We start from the raw sequence: 21,468 nt of genomic DNA on the forward strand, positions 1-21,468 counted from the left end.
AAAATACAATAACCACCACCACAAATAAATAAACTAGTTTTTTTTTTTTTTTCTGGTGGGGGTCTTGGGGGGGGGGGGGGGGCGGGCCCCCCCCCCCCCCCCCCCCGCCGCGGGATCTCCCTTGTGCGCCAGGACCGCCTGCACCCGGGCTCAGCCCCAGGTCTGGCCGGCTGGTTCCTTGACGGTGCGGTTGAGTCGGTTGAAGAAGTTGGTCAGCGCGATCTCCAGGTTGATCGCGCCGATCTCCTCCTCGGTGAAGTGAGCGTTGACCTCGTCCCAGATCGCATCGGTCACTCCCTCCGCGCCGTCCTGCAGCCGGGTGGCGGCCTCGGCAAGCGTCAGGGCCGCGCGCTCCGCGTCGGTGTAGAACGGCGCCTCGCGCCATGCCGCCACGTTGTGCAGACGCTCGTCGGTTTCACCGGCTTTCCTTCCCGCGGCGACGCCGGCGTAGACGCATGCCGAGCAGCTGTTGATCTGGCTGACGCGGAGGTGGACCAGCGCGAGCAGTTTCGGGTCGACGCCCCCGGCCGCGATGGCCGTGTGGAGGTGCTGGACCGCGGTCCACACATCGGGGTTGTGCGCATTCTTGTTCTTGAGGCGGTTCTCCATGCGAAGTGCTCTCCTTGATCGGGGTTACGTTCCGGGGCCGACGCCCGTCACCCCTATGACGGAGCTGCTTTCAGGAAGGTAACAACATGCCCGACGCACATCTCCCGGCCTCGATCGCCGATGCCTTCGAGACCCACCGTGACCGGCTCCGAGGTGTCGCGTACCGCGTGCTGGGTTCGCACGCCGACGCGGAGGACGTGGTCCAGGAAGCGTGGTTGCGTCTGTCCCGTCAGGGCGCCGGCACCATTGACAACCTCGGTGGCTGGCTGACCACCGTGGTCGGTCGCATCAGCCTCGATGTCCTGCGGTCGGCCCGCACCCGCCCGGAAGTCGCCCTCGACGACCAGCTGCCTGAATTCACGGTGACGCTCGACGAAGCACCCGCTCCGGAAGACCTTGTGGCCCTCGGTGACTCCGTCGGCCTCGCGTTGCTCACGGTCCTCGACTCACTGCGCCCCGACGAACGACTGGCGTTCGTCCTGCATGACGTGTTCGCCGTACCCCACGGGGAGATAGGCAGGATCCTCGGCAAGTCCGCCGACGCGACCAAGATGCTCACCAGCCGGGCCCGACGGAAAGTGCAGGCCGCCAAGCAGCCGTCAAGCGCAGGGCGGCAACAACGCGAGGTGGTCCAAGCCTTCCTGGCCGCGGCCGGCAACGGTCAGTTCGAGCGACTGCTGCAGGTGCTCCATCCAGAAGTGGAGTTCACCGTCCATACCCCGGATGGCCAGTTCGTCACCATCGGGGCCACGGAAGTAGCCGGCCGCGCGCGAGTGGCCGGAGCCGCGGCACGAGGACACGCAGCGACCATCAACGGCCACCCGGGAGTCATCTCCTGGAACGAGGACGGCACACCACTGTCCGTTCTCACCTTCACCGTCACCGATGCCCGCATCACCGCGATCACCGCTGTCGTCGACCCCGCCCAACTCGCGCTCATGGACTTGCCGGCCCAGGCCGGGTCAACCATGCCGCCCTGGGCCCACCGGACGTGATCGCACATGTCCGAGGCGCCCGTCCCGATCAACAGGTGTGGGACAAGGCTCGGTGAGCCGGCCCGTCGGACCAGCTCAGGCCGGACGCGCCCGCCAGCCAGGGCGTCCGAACCGGCGAGCTGTTCAGGAGGCCGCCCCGCATACGACGAGCCCCCGACGACCACCCGATCAAGACAGCCGTTCGAGCATCAAGTCCCCAGAGCCTCACGGCAAAAGCTACTTACGCTTCGGGTTCTCCGGCAGGGCGAGCCAGTCCGGCCAGGAGATCTCGCGGCCGAGAAAGCGCGGCTGCTCGAACGGCCAGTCGGCGGCGATCCACTGCGGCACCCGCTCGTCCAGGACCTGTTCGACCTTGCTGCCGACCAGCTCGTCCACCACCCACCAGGAGATCTCGCCGTCCGCGCCCGCCCTCTCCGGTGGGTCGATGTAGACGCAGCCCAGCAGGGCTGTCTCCGCCGCGTCGAACAGCGCGTAGTTGAAGGACTGGTGTGCGGCGATCTCCATCTCGTGCCGCAACAGGTCGGCCCGGTCCGCCTCGTACGACATGGTGGCCGCGGGCCAGCCCCAGGCCGGCCCGAAGATGGTCCACAGCCGCTCGCGCGAACCCATCACGGCCGGATAGTCGAGCGGGGTGTCCGCCTCCCGGATCGGCCGCAGGTGATGACCACTGCCCGGCAGCGGTACCAGGACGGGATGGACGAAGTCATCGGGGAGCCAGCTCATAGCGCCCGACCGTAGCAGCGCGCGGCTGTGGTGCTGAATGGGCGACCGCGGAGTCCTCGGCGTCCGACTGCGACGCCTGCCACCGGGGAGTCCTGCGCCGAACCGGTGCCGTCTACGGCCGAGGATCTCTCCCAGGCGCCGCTGGGCAAACGGCAGCGCCACGCCGCAGCTCGGAGGAACCCCTGAATCCTCACTCGGCCTGCTGGAGCAGTTCGACCTCTCCGCCACAGCCGACGCCCGAGCTCACCAGTTCGTTGAGGGGAAGGGCCTGTCAGTGCCCGGCATCGGCCTGCCTGCCTGGGCATTCCCCGGATCACTCCGTCACGGGCAGGCACTCGGCGAGCAGGCCGACGACGTCGCGCCAGGCTCGCCGCGCGTGCTGTGGGTGGTGGCCGACGCCGGGGACCACGGGGTGGCCGACCGGCGGATGGTGGAAGGCGTGCAGGGCCCCGCCGTAGACCACGAGGCGCCAGTCGACACCCGCGTCCTGCATCTCGGCGGTGAACGCGTCCCTTTGCGCGGGCGGCATGATCGGGTCCTCCGACCCGACCCCGGCCCACACCGGGCAGCGAATGCGCGCCGCCTCGCCCGGTCGGCCCGTGGTCAGCGCGTTGACTGTCCCGATCGCGCGCAGGTCGACGCCGTCGCGTCCGAGTTCCAGCCCGATGGCGCCGCCGGTGCCGTAGCCGATGGCGGCGATCCGGCCGGGGTCGGTCCGCGGTTCGGCGCGCAGCACATCCAGCGCCGCGTGGCCGATGCCCCGCATCCGGTCGGGGTCGGCGAGCAGCGGCATGCACCGGGCCAGCATCTCCTCGGGGTCGCCCAGGTAGCGCCCGCCGTGGAGGTCGAAAGCCAGCGCGACGTATCCCAGCTCGGCGAGCGCATCGGCCCGGCGGCGCTCGACGTCACTGAGTCCCGTCCCCTCCGGTCCGAGCAACACCGCGGGCCTGGGGCCGGTACCGGCCGGGAGCGCGAGGTGCCCGATCATCGTCAGACCGTCGGCCGGGTACTGGACGGTGCGCGTCGTCATCGTCGTCATGTAACTGGACGTTAGTGATCGCCGAGTCCGACCGGGCCGGGGTTAGCCCCTGGCAGAACAGCGCGGGTGTTCCGCCCTTGGACGTACGGGGCCGGGCTCAAGGCTTCAAGGCGCCCGAGCTGGGCCTCTCACGCGTACGTCCGCGGGCCCGCCATTCCCCGACTCTGCTCCTGGTAGAACTGTCCGATGAGTTCGAACGATGACCCGATCGTGCAGGTCGAGCACCACTTCGGAGTCCGGTTTCCTCAGGACTACCGGGACTTCATGGGAACCACGGGGAGTATGAGCCGGTTCGTTCCTCCCGCAGGCGACTTCCTGGTGATCGACGCTCTGGACGACCTCATCGGCAGCAACGAGGCCGGGGAATTCCAGAATCGCTTCCCCGGCGCCGTCGTCATCGGCGGGGACGGAAGCCGCGAGCTGCTCACCTACGACTTCCGCCGGGACCCCCCGCCCCTGGTGACACTTGACGTCTCCGCGGAAGACTGGTCATCGGCCATCCACCAGGCAGCTTCCCTCTCCGCCTTGTTGGAGCACTTCCCTCGAACCGGATGGAAATGGGACGACACCGACCATGACCTAGGACCTGCGCCCCATGCGCACGGTGGACCCGCTGTCTAAGGTCGGTGTCCATGCAGGCTACGCAGAACATTCGCCGCACCGCGCTGGAGCGCAGGCGGGACACCCTGGAGCGGCTCGGCTCGGAGCGCGATATCTGGGTGTCGACGTCCCACCCCGACCACGGACCGCATCAGGTGCCCCTGTGGTTTCTGTGGGACGGGCAGTCGGTGTGGATGTGTACCGGCGCGAGCTCCGCGACCGTGCGCAATGTGGACAAGGAACCGCGCGTACGGCTGGCTCTGCCGGATGCCTTCGACGTGGTGCTGCTGCAAGGGGAGGCGAAGTGCTTTCCGGCGAAGGAAGTGCCGAATGATGCCGCAGACGGGTTTGCAGGCAAGTTCGGCTGGGATCCGCGTACGGAAGAGGCCTCCTTTGTGTACGTGTGCGTGACGCCCCGGACCGTGCGCGCCTGGCGCGGAGTACCGGAGCTTCCTGGCAGGCTGGTCATGCGTGACGGGGCGTGGCTGGGGTAGCACGAGAGCAGTGTGAATCCGCTGGGCACCGCGACCTGCGGGCGCCTGACGGCGATGATCCGCGGCCTGGACCAGCGATCCACGACGGCGGTGGCGGATCAGCCTGTCTGGGCGGCGTGGCCGGTGAAGAAGCCGACGAGGCTGTGCGGGGCGTCGGCGTCGAAGCACAGCTCATGGACCCGTGAGGCCAGGGCGGCGGATGCGACGCTGCGGGTGAACATGGCTTCCTCGTACACGGCGAGCGCGGCCTCGGTGTCGTCCGGGTGCGCGGCGAGCGCGGTGGCGAGTTCGGCGCCGTCGTACATGGCGAGATTGGCTCCCTCGCCGGCCGGATACATCAGGTGGGCGGCGTCCCCGAGCAGTGTCACACCGGGCACCCGGTTCCAGCGGTGGTCGAGCGGCAGGGTGTTGATGGTGCGCGGTACCGGGGCGGTCTCGCCGTCCGTGATGAGGGCGGTGAGCTCCGGAGCCCAGTCGTGGAACTCGGCGGCGACACGCGCCCTGGCCGCGTCCGGGGCCGTGAAGTCGATGGCGTCCATCCACTCCCGGGGTTTGTTGATCGTCACATAGGTGTGCAGGACGCCGCCCTGTTCGCGGTGGGCGGAGATCCCTTTGCCGGGAGCGAGCGCGAACAGCGAACCGTCGCCGACGGCCCGCGCGCCCGCCGGGTGGCGGGTGTCGCACTCGTACAGCCGGGTCTCGATCAGGGACGTGCCGGTGTATTCCGGCTGGGCGTCGGAGAGCAGCGGGCGAATGCGCGACCACGCCCCGTCCGCGCCGATCAGCAGGCCGGTGGTCAGGGTGGCCCCGTCGGCGAACGTCACCTCGTGCCGGCCGTCCCCGAGGGCCCTGGCCGCGGTGGCCTTGCGCCCCCACCTGACCGTGCCGGCGGGCAGTGAGTCGAGCAGAATCCGCCGGAGGTCGCCGCGGTCGACCTCGGGGCGCCCGCCCGAACCGTCGTCGGGCTCGTCCAGCAGGACGGTGCCGTGCTTGTCGAGCACGCGTGACGCCTGGGCGCCCTGCTGGACGATGCCGAGGAACTCCTCGAACAGACCGGCCGCCCTGAGCGCGAGCTGACCGTCGTTCTCGTGGATGTCGAGCAGGCCGCCCTGGGTGCGCGCCGCGGGCGACGCCTCCGCTTCGTGGACCGTCGCGGGGATGCCGTGGACGTGCAGGACGCGGGCGAGCGTCAGCCCGCCGAGCCCTCCGCCGATGATCGTGACCGGTGAGGTCATGGGTGCTTCCTTCCTCGCGGCGGGCCGCCGGGTGAGCACCGGCGGAACAGAAATGGAACGCTGTTCCAGGGGCTTCAGGATGGAACGCCGTTCCACTCGCTGTCAAGATGGAACGGTGTTCCAGGGTGGCTAGGATGGAGGCATGGCAACCAGGACGCGCCGTTTGGAGCGACGGCAGGAACCGCTGTCGCGGGAGCGCATCGTCGCCGCCGCCGTGGAGCTCCTCGACACGGTGGACGAGGGCGGGCTCACGTTCCGCGCGCTGGCCGAGCGTCTCTCGACCGGACCGGGCGCGATCTACTGGCACGTCACGGGCAAGGCCGAGCTCCTCGCCGCCGCTACCGACGCCGTCGTCACCGCCGCCATCTCACCCGACGACGCCGACGCGACGCCGCAGGACGCGATCCGCGCACTGGCGCTCGGCGTGTTCGACGCGTTCGACGCCCACCCGTGGGTCGGCGGCAACCTCGCCCGTACGCCGTCGCCGTCACCGTCGCCGAAACTGCGGATCTTCGAAGGCATCGGCCGCCAGGTCCAGGCGCTCGGAGTCCCCGAAGCCACACTGTTCACTGCGGCGTCCACGCTGCTGAACTACATCCTCGGAGTCGCCGGCCAGAACGCCGCCAACACCCGGAAGGCCAGGCCGGGTGCGAATCGGACCGAGTTCCTCGACGCCACGGCTGCCGCGTGGGAGGAGCTCGACCCCGGCCTGTACGCGTTCACCCGGGAGGTCGCCGGACAACTGCGTGAGCACGACGACCGTGAGGAGTTCCTCGCCGGGATCGACCTCATCCTCGGCGGAATCACGGCCGGCTGACCTCCGTGGCGGACTCCTGCCGCCCGCCGTGCGGCCGGACGCCGGGCCGCCCGCCACGCAACAGGACCGCTCCCCGCAAGCCGGGCCCGCCGGGCGCCCGCCCCGGAGATCGCCCGGCGTCCGAGCCGGTCCCACCGCTACTGTGTCGAGTTCGACGTGCACGGCGCGGGCCGCCTGCAACCAAGACGGAAGTGGTGGGCGCCATGGGCGGTATGTGGACCGGCGAGAGGGTGCGCCTGCGAGGCGTCGAGCCCGAGGACTGGGAGGGCTTCCGGGATCTGGCCCACAACACCCACGACGTACGCAACGCCGACATGGTCGAACCTCCGCGCTCCGCCGAGGGCTTCCGTTCCTGGACCGCCGAGCGCGCCGCGCGCCCGCCGGGGGGTGAGGCGTTCCGCCTGGTGATCGAGGTGCTGGCCGACGGCGCGTTCGCCGGGTCCGTCACGGTCGGGGAGACGGACAGCCGCGCCGGACGCTTCAGGACGGGCATCGAGGTAGCGCGCGCTCACCGCCGCAGGGGATACGCGGCCGAGGCGACCGAACTCGTCCTCACCTACATGTTCGCCGAGCAGCGCCACCACAAGTGCGAGGTGGAGGTCTACGCCTTCAACGACGCCTCCCTGGCCCTCTACCGCCGGCTGGGTTTCGTCGAGGAGGGGCGGCTCCGGCAGCACGAGTTCTTCGCCGGCGCCCACCACGACGTCGTGCTCCTCGGCATCACCGCCGCCGAATACTGGGCCACCCACCCGCGCCCGTCGGTGCGGTGAACCCCGGCGGACCGGTCGGCCGGGTCAGCCGATCGGCTCTCCCGCCTCCAGCTTCCGCGTCATCCGGGCGAGCCGCGCGGCCCTGACCTTCCCGGTCCTCGCCGTCATCAGCTGAAGCAGGACGAGATAGCGCTCCCTCCTGCCGAGCTGGGCGAAGCGCTCGGCGGCCACCCGGTTCCCGGCCAGCGCGGCCGCCAGGTCCTCGGGCACGGTGGCCTCTCGCTGGGACTCGTACGCCGACGCCCACCGGCCGTCCTCCTGCGCCGCGTGGACCTGTGCCAGGCCCGGCTCCCGCATCCGGCCGGCGGCGGTCAGCGCCTCGACCTTGCGGACGTTGACGAGGGACCAGCTGCTCGTGCGGCGGCGGGGCGAGATCCTCTGCAGGTAGTACACCTCGTCCAGGGACCTGCGCTGCCCGTCGATCCAGCCGTGGCAGAGCGCGACGTCGACCACCTCGGCGGCGGTGACGGAGGCGATGCCCGAGCCCTTCTTCGCGATCTTCAGCCAGAGTCCCGTCCGCTCCGCGTGGTACCTCTCCAGCCAGGCGTCGAGCAGCTCGGCCCTCTCGAAGAGCACCGGTTCCCCTCCGCCGTCGTCCGTCTTCCGCTCCAGTGTCATCGAGGTGGCCGTCCCGCTCGGTGATGAGGTCATGCCTCCACGCTAGAGGGCGAAAAGGACAGTTCCCGTCCTGTATCCCTCGGGTGCGGCGGCCGCCCGGCGCGGCCCCTGGTCAGGAGGGGGGCGGAGGAGCCGTGCTGCCCCGGACGACCAGCCGTGTCGGGACCAGGGTGGTGCCCCGTTCCGTCGTCTCGTTGCGGATCTGCCGCAGTACGCCGTCCACGCACAGCCGCCCGATCTCGGCGAAGTCCTGGTGGACGGTGGTCAGGGGCGGCAGGAAGGAGGCGGAGTCGGCTATGTCGTCGAACCCGACGACACTGACGTCGTCGGGCACGCGCCTGCCCTGCTCCTGCAAGGCGCGCAGAACGCCCAGCGCCATCTGGTCGTTGGCGGCGAAGACCGCCGTGCACGAGGGGTCGGCCGCCAGGGTGAGCCCCGCCTCGTACCCCGAGGCCGCCGACCAGTCGCCCTCCACCGGCGGCGGGACCGGGCGCCCGGCCTCCTCCAGTGTCTGGCGCCAGGCGTGGGCGCGGCGCTGGGCGGCGAACGACTCAGGGGGACCGGCCACATGCACCACCGTGCGGTGCCCCAGGTCGAGCAGATGCCGCACCGCCGCCCTGGCGCCGCCGGACTGGTCGGTGTCCACGACGCTGTAGCGGTCGCCGGCGTCGGAGTCGGCCACGACGACATGGGTGTGCGGCGGGAGGGAGATGGCGGCGTCCAGGAGGCGGACCTCCATGATCACGATGATACCGTCCACGACCTGCTCGCCGAGCACGGTCACGGCGCCCCTGACCCCCGTGCTCGTGGGTGTCGCGACCGGCAGCAGGGTGATGGCATAGCCCTCGTCCGCCGCGGAGGCGGAAATGGCCTCCAGTGTGCGCACGTTGCCCGTCGTGGCCAGGGTGAACAGGATGACGCCCAGCGTCCGGAACTTCCCGCTCTTGAGTGCCCGCGCGGCACTGTTGGGCCGGTAGTTCAGCTCCTTCATCGCGGTCAGGACACGTTCCCGGGTCTCCTCGGAGACCATTGCGTGCCCGTTGGAGACACGGGAGACCGTCTGCGAGGACACCCCGGCCAGCCGGGCGACGTCGGCCATCGAAGCCTCCTTGCGTGGAGGCCGGTCCATGGCCTGCTCCTGTCCGTGCACTTCGTCTGCCTCCGTCGTGGTTGCGTGAGCCTTTCGCCGTGTGGGGGCGCCGGGTTCCGGCCGCGGGGCCGTCTTCCGCCGCGAGCCTGCCCGGGAGTGTTCCGATCGGGGCCGGCCTCGTCTCCGCTCCGCGTATGGCTCGAATCGCATGTCGGCCGAGGGCTCGGACCACCGGCATTTCTACCACTCCGCGGGCCAGGCGCCGACACATGGGCGCGCGTGTGGCGCCGCCGGGCGGGGCCGAGGCGGGGAAATGGTGTCCCAACTCCTCGGCGTGCGGGGGAAACAGAGTCTTGACCATGGCGTGAGAGACGTGTAGACATCACTCCACCGAGAAATGTTTACGTAAACATCGGCGCCGGAGCATCGGCGCCCGTGTCGACGTGTACATCGGCCTCCTCAAGTACAGCGCCTCCACGATGTCCGGTGTCTCCATCCGGCCGGGGCCCTGCTCAACGCCGGAACAACAGGAGTACCCATGACGGCCGTTACGCCGCTCACGACCGGACGCCGCCCACCAGCGAGAAGGTCCCGTGCCCGGCGGGGCCAGGTCGGGTGGATCTTCGTGGGCCCCTTCATGGCCGTGTTCGCCCTGGTGTTCCTCGCCCCGATCGCCTACTCGCTGTATCTGAGCTTCTTCCGTGACCAGCTGGTCGGCGGGACGTCCTTCGTCGGCCTGGACAACTTCCAGCGGGCCTTCCAGGACGAGCAGTTCTGGGATGCCGTGGGCCGGGTCGTGCTCTTCCTCGCCGTGCAGGTGCCCGTCATGCTCGGCCTCGCCCTGCTCGTGGCCCTGGCGCTCGACAGCGGCAGGCTCTACGGGAAGAGCTTCTTCCGGATATCCGTCTTCCTGCCCTACGCCGTGCCCGCCGTCGTCGCCACGCTCATGTGGGGATTCATCTACGGCACCAGGTTCGGGCTGGTCGCGAACGTCAACGACGCCCTCGACGTGTCCCTGCCCGACCCGCTGTCGCCCTCCCTGGTGCTGGCCAGCATCGGCAACATCGTCACCTGGGAGTTCATCGGCTACAACATGCTGATCTTCTACTCGGCCCTGCGTGTCGTCCCCAAGTCCCTCTACGAGGCGGCGGAGATCGACGGAGCCGGACAGTGGCGGGTCATCACCGCGGTCAAGATCCCCGCGATCCGCGGCGCCCTGGTGATCGCGACGATCTTCTCGGTGATCGGCAGCTTCCAGCTGTTCAACGAGCCCAGCATCCTCCAGGACCTGGCGCCCAACGCGATCACCACGTACTTCACGCCCAACCTCTACACCTTCACGCTGGCCTTCTCCGGCAGGCAGCAGAACTACGCGGCCACGGTCTCCATCGTCATGGGCGTCGTCACGATGATCATCGCGTACGCGGTCCAGCTGCGCGGCATGCGAAAGGAGGCGTGAGCGATGAGCGCACCTTCCCACACCGCCCAGCAGACGCCCCGGCGAACCGACCACCGTGCCCCGACGCCCCTGCGTTCCACGCGCCGGCGCCACTCGGCCGGCAGGCCCCGCCGCAGCGTCCTGCTCACCGCCCTCATGGGGCTGACCGCCCTCTACTCGCTCCTGCCGCTCGCGTGGCTCCTCATCAACGCGACCAAGACGCAGCGGAGTCTGCAGACCTCCTTCGGCCTGTGGTTCAGCGGTGACTTCGCCCTCTGGGACAACATCACCCAGACGCTCACCTACGACGACGGCATCTTCGTCCGCTGGTTCCTCAACACCCTGCTGTACGTGGTCGTGGGCGCCGGCGGTGCCACCTTCCTCGCGGTCGTCGGCGGCTACGGCCTGGCCAAGTTCGACTTCACGGGCAAGCGCGCCGTCTTCGCCACCGTCATCGGCGCGGTGGCCGTCCCCGCGACCGCCCTGGCCGTCCCCACCTTCCTCATGTTCAGCAAGATGGGCCTCACCGATACGCCGTGGGCCGTCATCATCCCGTCGCTGATCTCCCCGTTCGGGCTCTACCTGATGTGGGTGTTCGCCGCGGAGGCCATCCCGACGGAACTCCTCGAAGCGGCCCGGATGGACGGCTCCGGGGAGGTGCGGACCTTCTTCCAGGTCGCGCTCCCGCTGCTCGGCCCGGGCATCGTGACCGTCCTGCTGTTCACCATGGTGCAGACCTGGAACAACTACTTCCTGCCCCTGATCATGATCAAGAACCCGGACTGGTACCCGCTGACCCTGGGACTGGACGCCTGGAACGAGCAGGCGTCGACCGCGGGCGGCCAGCCCGTCTTCAACCTCGTCATCACCGGCTCCCTGCTGACCATCGTGCCGCTGGTCATCGCCTTCCTGCTGCTCCAGCGCTACTGGCAGTCGGGGCTGGCGGCGGGCAGCGTCAAGGGCTGACCGCCCCCCGGCCGCGCAGGACACCGATTCCCGCGCGTTCCGGGGCCGCCCCACCCCGGCCCCGGCCACGCGGCGCCCCACCCCGGCCCCGGCCACGCGGCGCCCCACCCCCCATCTCCCGCACGTGCCGTGCGGGCGCTCGACAGTTCGTGAACCACCCTCACCACAACGGAGTGAAGCGATATGAGAACCATGACCAGACGCGCGATGCGTGGCGTCGGCCTGCTGTGCGCGGCCGCGCTGAGCCTCACCGCGTGCGGGTCCTCCGACGAGCCCGCCTCGGACGAGGCGGTGTCCGGAAGTGCTCTCCGGGCGGCCCTGAAGGAGGGCGGCTCGATCACGGTGTGGGCTTGGGAACCGACGCTGGAGAAGGTGGTCAGCGACTTCCAGAAGGAGTACCCGAAGGTCAAGGTGAAGCTGGTCAACGCCGGAACCGGCAACGACCAGTACACCGCCCTGCAGAACGCCGTCCAGGCCGGATCCGGGGTCCCGGACGTCGCGCAGATCGAGTACTACGCCCTCGGCCAGTTCGCACTCGGCAAGTCCCTGGAGGACCTGAGCCGTTACGGCGCCGACGAGTTCAAGGACGACTACTCCCCGGGCCCGTGGAACTCGGTCGCCGTCGATGACGCCGTGTACGCCCTGCCGATGGACTCCGGCCCGATGGCGCTCTTCTACAACAAGAAGGTGCTGGACAAGCACCGGATCGCCACGCCCACCACCTGGGACGAGTACCTGGAGGCCGCGCGCGCCCTGCACGCAGCGGACCCGAAGGCCTACATCACCAACGACACCGGTGACGCCGGGTTCACCACCAGCATGATCTGGCAGGCCGGCGGAACCCCGTTCAAGAGCCGCGGGACCGATGTGACGGTCGACCTCACCGACGACAAGGGTGTCGTCGCGTTCACCGAGGTCTGGCAGAAGCTGCTCGACGAGAAGCTCCTGGCGCCCATCGCCAACTGGAGCGACGAGTGGTACAAGGGCCTGGCGGACGGCACCATCGCCACCCTCGCCACCGGAGCGTGGATGCCCGCCAACTTCGCCTCCGGCGTGGAAGCCGCCGCCGGTGACTGGCGCGCCGCGGCCCTCCCGCAGTGGGAGAAGGGCGGCGAGGTCAGCTCCGAGAACGGCGGAAGCTCCCTCGCGGTGATGAAGGACGGCAAGAACAAGGACCTGGCGTACGCCTTCAACGAGTACGCCAACCACTCGGACGGCGTCCAGGCGCGCATCAAGGCCGGGGCCTTCCCCGCGACCACCGCGGACCTCTCCTCCGCCAGCTTCCTCGACACGGAGTTCCCGTACTTCGGCGGTCAGAAGGCGAACGAGATCTTCGCCCGCTCGGCGAGCCAGGTGCCCGAGGACTGGTCGTACCTGCCGTACCAGGTCTACGCCAACTCCATATTCAACGACTCCGTCGGCAAGGCGTACGTCTCCTCCACCACGCTGGCCGACGGGCTGAAGCAGTGGCAGAAGGCCGCCGTCGCCTACGGCACGGACCAGGGCTTCAGCGTCAACAAGTGACAACCCGCCGCTGACCCGGCAACCGGGGCGGCCGCCCGTACCTCCGACGGGCGGCCGCCCCGCGCTGTACTCGCACCTCCGCATCCGAAAGGATCATCATGACCTCCTCCTCCCCGCGCGCATGGCTGCGCCCGCTCTCCGACGACAGCCCCGCCCACCTCGCCTACGGGGCCGACTACAACCCGGAGCAGTGGCCGCGCGAGGTGTGGAAGGAGGACGTACGGCTGATGCGCGAGGCCGGGGTGACCGTCGTCTCCGTCGCCATCTTCTCCTGGGCGCGCCTCCAGCCGGCCGAGGACCGCTGGGACTTCGGCTGGCTGGACGAGATCCTCGATCTGCTCCACGACAACGGGATCGCCGTGGACCTCGCCACCGCCACCGCGTCGCCGCCGCCCTGGCTCTCCACCCTGCACCCGGAGATCCTCCCGGTCACCCGGACCGGTGAGACCCTCGCCCAGGGCGCACGGCAGCACTGGCGCCCCACCTCGCCCGTCTTCCGCACGTACGCCCTGCGGCTGGTCGAGGCCATGGCCACCCGTTACGCGGACCATCCCGCGCTGGTCGCCTGGCACATCTCCAACGAGCTCGGCTGTCACAACATCTACGACTACTCCGACGACGCCGCGCGGGCCTTCCGCGACTGGCTGCGTACCCGCTACGGCACACTCGACGAGCTCAACCGCGCCTGGGCCACGTCCTTCTGGTCCCAGCACTACGGGGAGTGGGATCAGATCCTGCCGCCGAGGCTGGCCGCGAGCCACGCCAACCCCACCCAGCAGCTGGACTTCAAGCGCTTCTCGTCGGACGCGCTGAAGGACTATCTCCGGGCCGAACGCGACATCCTGCGCCGCGTCACGCCCGACATCCCTGCCACCACCAACTTCATGGTGATGAGCGGTACCAAGGGCATGAACTACCCCGACTGGGCCGAGGAGATCGACTTCGTCTCCAACGACCACTACACCCGCCCGGGGCCGCAGCGCCTGGACGAGCTGTCCTTCTCCGCCGGCCTGACGCACTCCATCGCCGGCGGCAGGCCCTGGTTCCTGATGGAGCACTCCACCAGCGCGGTCAACTGGCAGACCGTGAACGTCGCCAAGAGCGAGGGCGACCTCGCCCGCGACTCGCTGCTCCACGTCGCCCACGGAGCCGACGCGGTCTGCTTCTTCCAGTGGCGCCAGTCCGCCGCGGGAGCGGAGAAGTACCACTCCGCGATGGTGCCCCACGCGGGCCCGGACAGCGAGGTGTTCCGCTCGGTGACCGCCCTCGGCCGGACCCTGGAGGCACTCGCCCCGGTCGCCGGCTCCGTGCGCGCACCGGCGCGCGCCGCCCTGGTGTACGACTGGGAGTCGTGGTGGGCCGTCGAACGCGACTCCCTGCCGTCCTCCCTGCTGGACTACCGGCAGGAGGCGCTCGACTGGTACTCGGCCTTCCTGGCGCTGGGAGTCCGGGTGGACGTCGTGACCACCGGGGCCGACCTCACCGGCTACGACTTCGTCGCCGCCCCCCTCCTGCACGTCGTGCCCCAGGCGCTCGCGGGCCGGCTGGACGCCTTCGTGCGCGGCGGAGGCCACCTCGCCACCACCTACTACTCGGGAATCGTCGACGAGAACGACCACGTCCACCTCGGCGGATACCCGGGAGCGCTCCGCGAACTGCTGGGCATCCGGATCGAGGAGTTCGGCCCCCTGCCGGAAGGCACGGACGTACAGCTCGACAACGGTCTGACCGGCACCCTGTGGACCGACCGGATCGACCTGACCGATCCCGGGACCGAGGTGCTCGCGCGGTACGGCACGGGGGACCAGGCAGGGCGCCCCGCGCTCACCCGGCGACCCCTGCAAAGCGGCGGTTCGGCGGCGTACGTCTCCACCCGGCTGAGCGGCGACGGGCTGCCCGAGGTGCTGCGGTCGCTGCTCTCCGCCGCCGGCGTGTCCAGCGAGCTGCCCGCCGGTGTGCGGGGGCACGTGGAGCTGACGGTGCGTACGGACGGCTCCCACGCGTACTGGTTCCTCGTCAACCGTACGGACGAGGCCGCCGCGTGCGGGGCGGTGGCGGGGGAGATCCTCACGGGGCCGTCCGCCGAAGGCGGTCTGGTCCTTCCCCCGCGCGGGGTCGCGGTGCTCCGCACGGCGCCCGGCGCGACGCCCTTCGTCTGAGCCGGGCCCGGCCCCGGCGTGCCGCCGTGCACGCCGGGGCCGGTTCGTCCTGTCGCGAGGAAGCGGCCTCCCCGTGTACTGATCGTTGCGCTGTACGGCTGACGTGGCTCAAGGCCCTCCCCGGATGTGGACGAAAGGTCAGGTGTTCGCATGTCGCGGGCCTGACGCGGTCCGCGATCCGCTCCTCCACCTCAAGGGAGAACGCATGCGCCTGCGCGCCCGCTGGGCACCAGCCGCTCTACTGCTGATCGCGCCCCTGATCGGCACCACCACGGCCACGGCCGACACCGGCGAGACCCTCGTGCCGGTGCAGAAGTCGGCCCGGGCCGTGCCCGGGCAGTACATCGTCACCGTTTCGCCCGGACAGACACCGGGCGCGATGGCCGAGCAGCTGGGTGTCGACACCCTCTTCACCTACAGCAAGGTCCTGCACGGCTTCGCGGCCTCGCTCACCCCCGCCCAGCTCGAGAAGGTGCGCGCCACGGCGGGTGTCCAGGCCGTGGAGGAGAACAGCGAGGCGTCCGTCTCGCCGCCGAAGGCCAAGGCGTCCTCCGGGAGCCGGGCCGTCGCGGGCAGCTGGGGCCAGGACCGCATCGACCAGCGCGCCCTGCCGCTGGACGGCAACTACGACGTGACCGGCACGGGTCAGGGGGTGACCGCGTACATCCTCGACACCGGCATCGAGTCCGCGCACGCCGAGTTCGGCGGCCGGGTCGGTGCCGGCTACGACGCGGTCGGGGACGGCCGGGACGGTGAGGACTGCAACGGTCACGGCACCCATGTCGCCGGGACCGTGGCCGGCGCCACCTACGGTGTCGCCCCCGCTGCCTCCCTCGTCCCGGTACGGGTCCTGAACTGCGAGGGCTCCGGCACCTGGGCCGGCATCATCGCCGGCCTCGACTGGATCGCCCAGAACGCCGAGCAGCCCGCCGTGGTCAACGCCTCCCTCGGCGGGCCCGCCTCGTCGGCCGTGGACGACGCCTTCGACGCGCTCGCGGCGGAGGGCACCCTGCCCGTGGTCGCGGCGGGCAACGAGAACCAGGACGCCTGTGACGTCTCCCCGGCGCGCGCCGACGGTGTGCTGGCCATCGGGGCCAGCGACGACCAGGACCGGCAGGCCACGTTCAGCAACTGGGGCACCTGTGTGTGGGAGTACGCCCCCGGCGTGGACATCGTGTCCGCGAACCTCGGCGGCGGCTCCACGACGCTGAGCGGAACGTCCATGGCCAGTCCCCACGTCGCCGGTGTCGCCGCGCTCTACAAGGAGCAGAACCCGGACGCCTCCCCGCAGGAGGTCGCCGACTGGCTCGCCGCGGAGGCCACCCCGGACGTCCTGACGGGACTGGGCTCCGGCTCGCCCGACCTTCTGCTGTACACCGGCGGTCTCTGAACTTCGTCTCCGGCCGCATCCGAGCGGGGTCCGCGTCCAGCGGGCCCCGCTTTTCGCCGTGCCGTGGAGCAGGCACTTTCCAGAACCTTGCAGCTACACGCAAATTTCTTACGTATCTCTCCGAGCCCTGAGCGGGCCGTCGCGGACTCCCCAATCGACTTTCCTGAAGGGTCTTTGGCCACATCCGGCAGTCCGTCATGGCGTTCCGGTTTCTGTCCCAACGGTGGACGCTCTCTGCCTTCTCTGCAACTCTCTGACAGCTGCGCGCAAATCTCAGCTCAGTATGCGCAGAAACAAGTGCCACAGGGCACCAACAGACAGAGCCGCGCCCTCGGAGCATCAGGCGCCGAGGCCGAAGATCGGGGACTTATGAGAGCCCAACGCTGGAGATGGCGGGCCCTTTCCGCCGTGGTCACCACCAGTCTTCTGATGATCGGATGGCCGTCGTTCACCGCTGCGGCGGCCGACGGCCCCAACATCGCCGCGGGCCGGACCGCCGCCGCGAGCAGCGCGGGCGGCGAGTACGCCGCCCGCAACGTGACGGACGGCAACCAGGCGACGTACTGGGAGGGTTCGGGCGGCACGCTGCCGCAGTGGGTGCAGACCGACCTCGGCACGAGCGCCCGGGTCGACGAGGTGACGCTGAAGCTTCCGGCGGGGTGGGAGACCAGGCAGCAGACCCTCTCCGTTCAGGGGAGTGCCGACGGCACCAGCTTCTCGACGCTGAAGAACTCGGCGGCGTACACCTTCAGCCCCGGCACCTCCAACGCCGTGAAGATAACCTTCCCGGCCACCCAGGCCCGGTTCGTGCGGGTGAACGTCACGGCCAACACGGGGTGGCAGAACGCACAGCTCTCCGAACTGGAGGTCAGGGCCGCGGGCGAGTCCTCCGCGAACCTCGCGGCGGGCAGGACGCTCCGGGCGAGCAGCTGGACCGAGACGTACACGGCCTCCAACGGCAACGACGGCAACCGGGCCAGCTACTGGGAGAGCAGGAACAACGAGCTCCCGCAGTGGATCCAGGCCGACCTCGGCTCCTCGGTCCGGGTCGACCGGGTCGTGCTGAGACTGCCCGACGGCTGGGAGCAGCGCAGCCAGACCCTGAAGATCCAGGGCAGCGCCGACGGCACGGAGTTCAGCGACCTGACCGCGTCCAGGGCGTACACCTTCAACGCCGCGGGCGGGCAGTCGGCGACGATCTCCTTCGACGCGACCACGACCCGTTACGTGCGGGTGCTGGTCACGGCCAACTCCGTGCAGCCGGCCGCCCAGCTCTCCGAGCTGGAGATCTACGGCCCGGCCACGGGTGACACGCAGGCACCCACCGCGCCGTCGGGCCTGGCCTTCACGGAGCCGGCCACCGGGCAGATCAGGCTGACCTGGTCGGCGTCCTCGGACGACACCGGCGTCACGGGCTACGACATCTACGCCAACAACACACTGCTGACCGGCGTCGGCGCCGGCGTCACCACCTTCACCGACACCCGCCCGGCGAGCGAGACCGTCTCGTACCACGTCCGGGCCAAGGACGCGGCGGGCAACCAGTCGGGGAACAGCAACACCGTCACCCGCACCGGCGACTCCGGTGACACGCAGGCGCCCACCGCGCCCTCGGGTCTGGCGTTCACGGAGCCGGCCACCGGGCAGATCAAGCTGACCTGGTCGGCGTCCTCGGACAACAAGGGTGTCACGGGCTACGACATCTACGCCGACAACGTGCTCCGCAAGAGCGTGGCCGGCGACGTGACCACGTACACCGACACCCAGCCCGCCGCCACGACCGTCAGCTACGTCGTGCGGGCCAAGGACGCGGCGGGCAACGTCTCCGGCGCCAGCAACACCGTGACGCGGAACGGGTCCACGAGCGGCGCCTCGAACCTCGCCGTCTCCAAGCCGATCACCGCATCGTCGGTCGTCCACACCTTCGTCGCGGCCAACGCCAACGACAACTCCCTCAGCACGTACTGGGAGGGCGCGGGCGGCAGCTACCCCAACACCCTGACCGTCAAGCTCGGGGCCAACGCCGACACCGAGAGCGTGGTCGTCAAGCTGAACCCGGACAGCGCCTGGGGTGCGCGCACCCAGAACATCCAGGTGCTCGGCCGGGAGCAGGACGCCACCTCGTTCACGAGTCTCGCCGCCGCCAAGGACTACGCGTTCAGCCCGGCGACGGGCAACACGGTGACGATCCCGGTCACCGCCCGGGTCGCGGACGTCCAGCTGAAGTTCACCTCCAACACCGGCTCCGGCGCCGGTCAGGTCGCCGAGTTCCAGGTGCTGGGCGCTCCGGCCCCCAACCCGGACCTCCAGGTCACGGCGGTCGCCGCCTCGCCCTCGGCCCCCGTGGAATCGGACGCCATCACCCTGTCGGCCACCGTCCGCAACTCCGGCGCGGTCGCCTCTCCCGCAGGGAAGCTGGACTTCGAGCTCGGCGGGTCGAAGGCCGCCACCGCCTCGGTGGGCGCACTCGCCGCGGGTGCCTCCACCCAGGTCAGCGCGTCCGTGGGAGCGCGTGACGCGGGCAGTTACACGCTCGGAGCGGTCGTCGACCCGGCGGGCGAGATCATCGAGCAGAACGAGACGAACAACCGCTTCACCAGTGGCGCCCCGCTGGTGGTGAAGCCGATCTCCAGCTCCGACCTCGTGACGAGCGCGGTCACCACCTCCCCGTCGTCCCCCTCGAACGGCGACACGGTCACCTTCTCCGTCGCCGTGAAGAACCAGGGCTCCGTCTCCTCCGCGAGCGGCAGTCACGGCATCACCCTCAGCCTCATCGACTCCAAGGGCGCCACGGTCAAGACCCTCACCGGCGCGCACAACGGCGCCATCGCCGCGGGTTCCACGACCGCCCCGGTCTCCCTGGGCACCTGGACCGCCGCCAACGGCTCGTACACGGTGAAGGTGGTGCTCGCCGACGATGCCGAGGAACTGCCGGTGAAGCGCGAGAACAACACCAGCACCGAATCGCTCTTCGTCGGACGCGGCGCCAACATGCCGTACGACATGTACGAGGCGGAGGACGGTGTCACCGGGGGAGGCGCCAAGGTCGTCGGCCCCAACAGGACCGTCGGCGACGTCGCGGGCGAGGCGTCCGGCCGCAAGGCCGTCACCCTCGACAGCACCGGGAACTACGTGGAGTTCACCACCCGGGCGACCACCAACACCCTGGTCACCCGGTTCTCCATCCCGGACTCCGCGAGCGGCGGCGGCATCGAGTCGAAGCTGAACGTCTACGTGGACGGCACCTTCCTGAAGGCGATCGACCTCACCTCGAAGTACGCCTGGCTCTACGGGAACGAGACCGGACCGGGCAACGACCCCGGCTCGGGCGCGCCCCGGCACATCTACGACGAGGCGAACGTCATGCTGGGGAAGACCGTCCCGGCGGGCAGCAGGATCCGGCTGCAGAAGGACGCGGCCAACACCAGCACCTACGCGATCGACTTCGTCAGCCTGGAGCAGGTCTCCCAGGTGCCCAACCCGGACCCGGCCACCTACACGGTGCCCGCCGGCTTCACCCACCAGGACGTCCAGAACGCCCTGGACAAGGTCCGGATGGACACCACGGGGAAGCTCGTCGGTGTCTACCTGCCGGCCGGTGACTACTCCACCGCCAGCAAGTTCCAGGTCTACGGCAAGGCCGTGAAGGTCGTCGGCGCCGGCCCCTGGTTCACCCGGTTCCGCGCCCCGTCGACCCAGGACAACACCGACATCGGATTCCGTGCCGAGGCGAGTGCCAAGGGCTCCTCGTTCTCGGACTTCGCGTACTTCGGCAACTACACGTCCCGCATCGACGGGCCCGGCAAGGTGTTCGACTTCTCCAACGTCTCGGACATCGTGATCGACAACATCTGGAACGAGCACATGGTGTGCCTCTACTGGGGCGCCAACACCGACGGCGTGACCATCAGGAACTCCCGGATCCGCAACATGTTCGCCGACGGCATCAACATGACGAACGGGTCCACCGACAACCACGTCACCAACAACGAGGCACGGGCCACGGGGGACGACAGTTTCGCTCTGTTCTCGGCCATCGACGCGGGCGGCGCGGACATGAAGAACAACGTGTACGAGAACCTCACGTCCATCCTCACCTGGCGGGCCGCGGGAGTGGCCGTGTACGGCGGCTACGACAACACCTTCCGCAACATCCACATCGCCGACACCCTGGTGTACTCGGGGATCACGGTCAGTTCGCTGGACTTCGGCTATCCGATGAACGGATTCGGCACCGGTCCCACGGCGATCGAGAACGTGTCGGTCGTACGGGCCGGCGGACACTTCTGGGGAACGCAGACCTTCCCCGGGATCTGGCTCTTCTCGGCCTCCAAGGTCTTCCAGGGCATCCGGATCTCGCACGTCGACATCGTGGACCCGACGTACAGCGGGATCATGTTCCAGACCAACTACGTGGGAGGGCAGCCGCAGTTCCCGATCAAGGACACGGTGCTCACGGACATCTCGGTCTCCGGTGCGCGCAAGAGCGGTGACGCGTTCGACGCGAAGTCCGGGTTCGGCCTGTGGGCCAACGAGATGCCGGAGGCGGGCCAGGGGCCTGCCGTCGGTGAGGTCACCTTCAACGGGCTGAAGCTCAGCGGCAACGCCCAGGACGTGAAGAACACCACCTCCACCTTCAAGATCAACATCAACCCGTAGGTCCGCGGACCGCACGGAGGGGTGTCTCCCGGGTCCCCCGCAAGGAGGTCCGGGCGGCACCCCCGTGTGCGTACGCCCGCTTGCAAGCGGAAGTCCGACTCTTGCGGCCCTTGCTCCCGGAGGGGGCCGCGCAGCCTGCCCGTGTGAATCGGATGAGGTCCCTCCGGCAGTGCCCCGCGACCGCACCCGGCCCGCCCGGGTGCGGTGCGGAGGCGTGTCTGCGGGGCTCCGGCCGCCTTTCGAGCGGTGCCCCGCACATGCGGAAGGATGTCAAACATTTACGAAAACTGCGCGGGATATTGCGCTCGCATGTCGACGGTGGTTGAGTGTGCCGCGCCCCGG

At 69.7% G+C, this 21,468-nt stretch carries 17 protein-coding genes; 11 read left to right on the forward strand and 6 right to left on the reverse strand.

Going from position 1 to position 21,468, the window contains the following annotated elements:
* Positions 1-150: 150 nt before the first annotated feature.
* Complete coding sequence (locus tag ACWCQM_RS36180) at positions 151-609, reverse strand: carboxymuconolactone decarboxylase family protein (RefSeq protein WP_450919315.1); 459 nt, start codon at positions 607-609, stop codon at positions 151-153.
* Positions 610-695: 86 nt separating this feature from the next.
* Here ACWCQM_RS36180 and ACWCQM_RS36185 point away from each other — a divergent pair, with 86 nt between their 5' ends.
* Positions 696-1,604: a sigma-70 family RNA polymerase sigma factor gene (locus tag ACWCQM_RS36185; protein WP_450919316.1), complete on the forward strand. Its 909-nt coding sequence runs from the start codon at positions 696-698 to the stop codon at positions 1,602-1,604.
* 216 nt (positions 1,605-1,820) lie between these two features.
* On the opposite strand, the gene ACWCQM_RS36190 is transcribed toward ACWCQM_RS36185, so the two are convergent.
* Both ACWCQM_RS36190 and ACWCQM_RS36195 read right to left on the reverse strand, forming a co-directional pair.
* Entirely contained in the window at positions 1,821-2,327 is a 507-nt protein-coding gene (locus ACWCQM_RS36190) for an N-acetyltransferase (protein WP_450919317.1), read from the reverse strand.
* A 313-nt stretch (positions 2,328-2,640) separates the two neighbouring features.
* On the reverse strand, positions 2,641-3,366 hold the full coding sequence (locus tag ACWCQM_RS36195; protein WP_450919318.1) for a dienelactone hydrolase family protein: 726 nt from the start codon (positions 3,364-3,366) through the stop codon (positions 2,641-2,643).
* A gap of 186 nt (positions 3,367-3,552) precedes the next feature.
* On the opposite strand from ACWCQM_RS36195, the gene ACWCQM_RS36200 reads away from it, so the two are divergent.
* Both ACWCQM_RS36200 and ACWCQM_RS36205 read left to right on the forward strand, forming a co-directional pair.
* Positions 3,553-3,987, forward strand: a complete 435-nt coding sequence (locus tag ACWCQM_RS36200) for an SMI1/KNR4 family protein (RefSeq protein ID WP_450919319.1) — start codon at positions 3,553-3,555, stop codon at positions 3,985-3,987.
* Positions 3,988-3,998: 11 nt separating this feature from the next.
* Positions 3,999-4,460, forward strand: a complete 462-nt coding sequence (locus tag ACWCQM_RS36205) for a pyridoxamine 5'-phosphate oxidase family protein (protein WP_450919320.1) — start codon at positions 3,999-4,001, stop codon at positions 4,458-4,460.
* A 98-nt stretch (positions 4,461-4,558) separates the two neighbouring features.
* Here the strand turns inward: ACWCQM_RS36205 and ACWCQM_RS36210 are convergent, their stop codons facing one another.
* Positions 4,559-5,695, reverse strand: a complete 1,137-nt coding sequence (locus ACWCQM_RS36210) for an FAD-dependent oxidoreductase (RefSeq protein WP_450919321.1) — start codon at positions 5,693-5,695, stop codon at positions 4,559-4,561.
* Between the two features lie 142 nt (positions 5,696-5,837).
* Between ACWCQM_RS36210 and ACWCQM_RS36215 the strand changes: the two genes are divergently transcribed.
* Positions 5,838-6,512, forward strand: coding sequence for a TetR/AcrR family transcriptional regulator (locus ACWCQM_RS36215; protein ID WP_450919322.1), 675 nt, complete (start codon positions 5,838-5,840; stop codon positions 6,510-6,512).
* Positions 6,513-6,715: 203 nt separating this feature from the next.
* Positions 6,716-7,282 (forward strand): GNAT family N-acetyltransferase, encoded by a 567-nt coding sequence (locus ACWCQM_RS36220; protein ID WP_450919323.1) that lies wholly within the window; start codon positions 6,716-6,718, stop codon positions 7,280-7,282.
* A gap of 24 nt (positions 7,283-7,306) precedes the next feature.
* Here the strand turns inward: ACWCQM_RS36220 and ACWCQM_RS36225 are convergent, their stop codons facing one another.
* Together ACWCQM_RS36225 and ACWCQM_RS36230 are read right to left on the reverse strand one after the other, a co-directional pair.
* On the reverse strand, positions 7,307-7,933 hold the full coding sequence (locus ACWCQM_RS36225; protein ID WP_450919324.1) for a YdeI/OmpD-associated family protein: 627 nt from the start codon (positions 7,931-7,933) through the stop codon (positions 7,307-7,309).
* A 79-nt stretch (positions 7,934-8,012) separates the two neighbouring features.
* Positions 8,013-9,029 carry a LacI family DNA-binding transcriptional regulator gene (locus ACWCQM_RS36230; RefSeq protein WP_450919325.1) on the reverse strand — a complete coding sequence of 339 codons (1,017 nt, stop codon included), beginning with the start codon at positions 9,027-9,029 and terminating at the stop codon, positions 8,013-8,015.
* 499 nt (positions 9,030-9,528) lie between these two features.
* Here ACWCQM_RS36230 and ACWCQM_RS36235 point away from each other — a divergent pair, with 499 nt between their 5' ends.
* The 6 genes from ACWCQM_RS36235 to ACWCQM_RS36260 all read left to right on the forward strand — a co-directional run bounded on the left by ACWCQM_RS36235 (position 9,529) and on the right by ACWCQM_RS36260 (position 21,126).
* Positions 9,529-10,449, forward strand: coding sequence for a carbohydrate ABC transporter permease (locus ACWCQM_RS36235; RefSeq protein ID WP_450919326.1), 921 nt, complete (start codon positions 9,529-9,531; stop codon positions 10,447-10,449).
* A gap of 3 nt (positions 10,450-10,452) precedes the next feature.
* Positions 10,453-11,394 (forward strand): carbohydrate ABC transporter permease, encoded by a 942-nt coding sequence (locus ACWCQM_RS36240; RefSeq protein ID WP_450919327.1) that lies wholly within the window; start codon positions 10,453-10,455, stop codon positions 11,392-11,394.
* 183 nt (positions 11,395-11,577) lie between these two features.
* Positions 11,578-12,918 (forward strand): ABC transporter substrate-binding protein, encoded by a 1,341-nt coding sequence (locus ACWCQM_RS36245; protein ID WP_450919328.1) that lies wholly within the window; start codon positions 11,578-11,580, stop codon positions 12,916-12,918.
* A 98-nt stretch (positions 12,919-13,016) separates the two neighbouring features.
* Positions 13,017-15,077: a beta-galactosidase gene (locus ACWCQM_RS36250; protein WP_450919329.1), complete on the forward strand. Its 2,061-nt coding sequence runs from the start codon at positions 13,017-13,019 to the stop codon at positions 15,075-15,077.
* Positions 15,078-15,282: 205 nt separating this feature from the next.
* A complete protein-coding gene (locus tag ACWCQM_RS36255) occupies positions 15,283-16,467 on the forward strand; it encodes a S8 family peptidase (RefSeq protein WP_450919330.1) in 1,185 nt (394 codons plus the stop codon).
* A 369-nt stretch (positions 16,468-16,836) separates the two neighbouring features.
* Positions 16,837-21,126 (forward strand): discoidin domain-containing protein, encoded by a 4,290-nt coding sequence (locus ACWCQM_RS36260; protein WP_450919331.1) that lies wholly within the window; start codon positions 16,837-16,839, stop codon positions 21,124-21,126.
* The last annotated feature ends 342 nt before the right edge of the window (positions 21,127-21,468 follow it).

This window comes from Streptomyces sp. NPDC002125 (assembly GCF_053593715.1).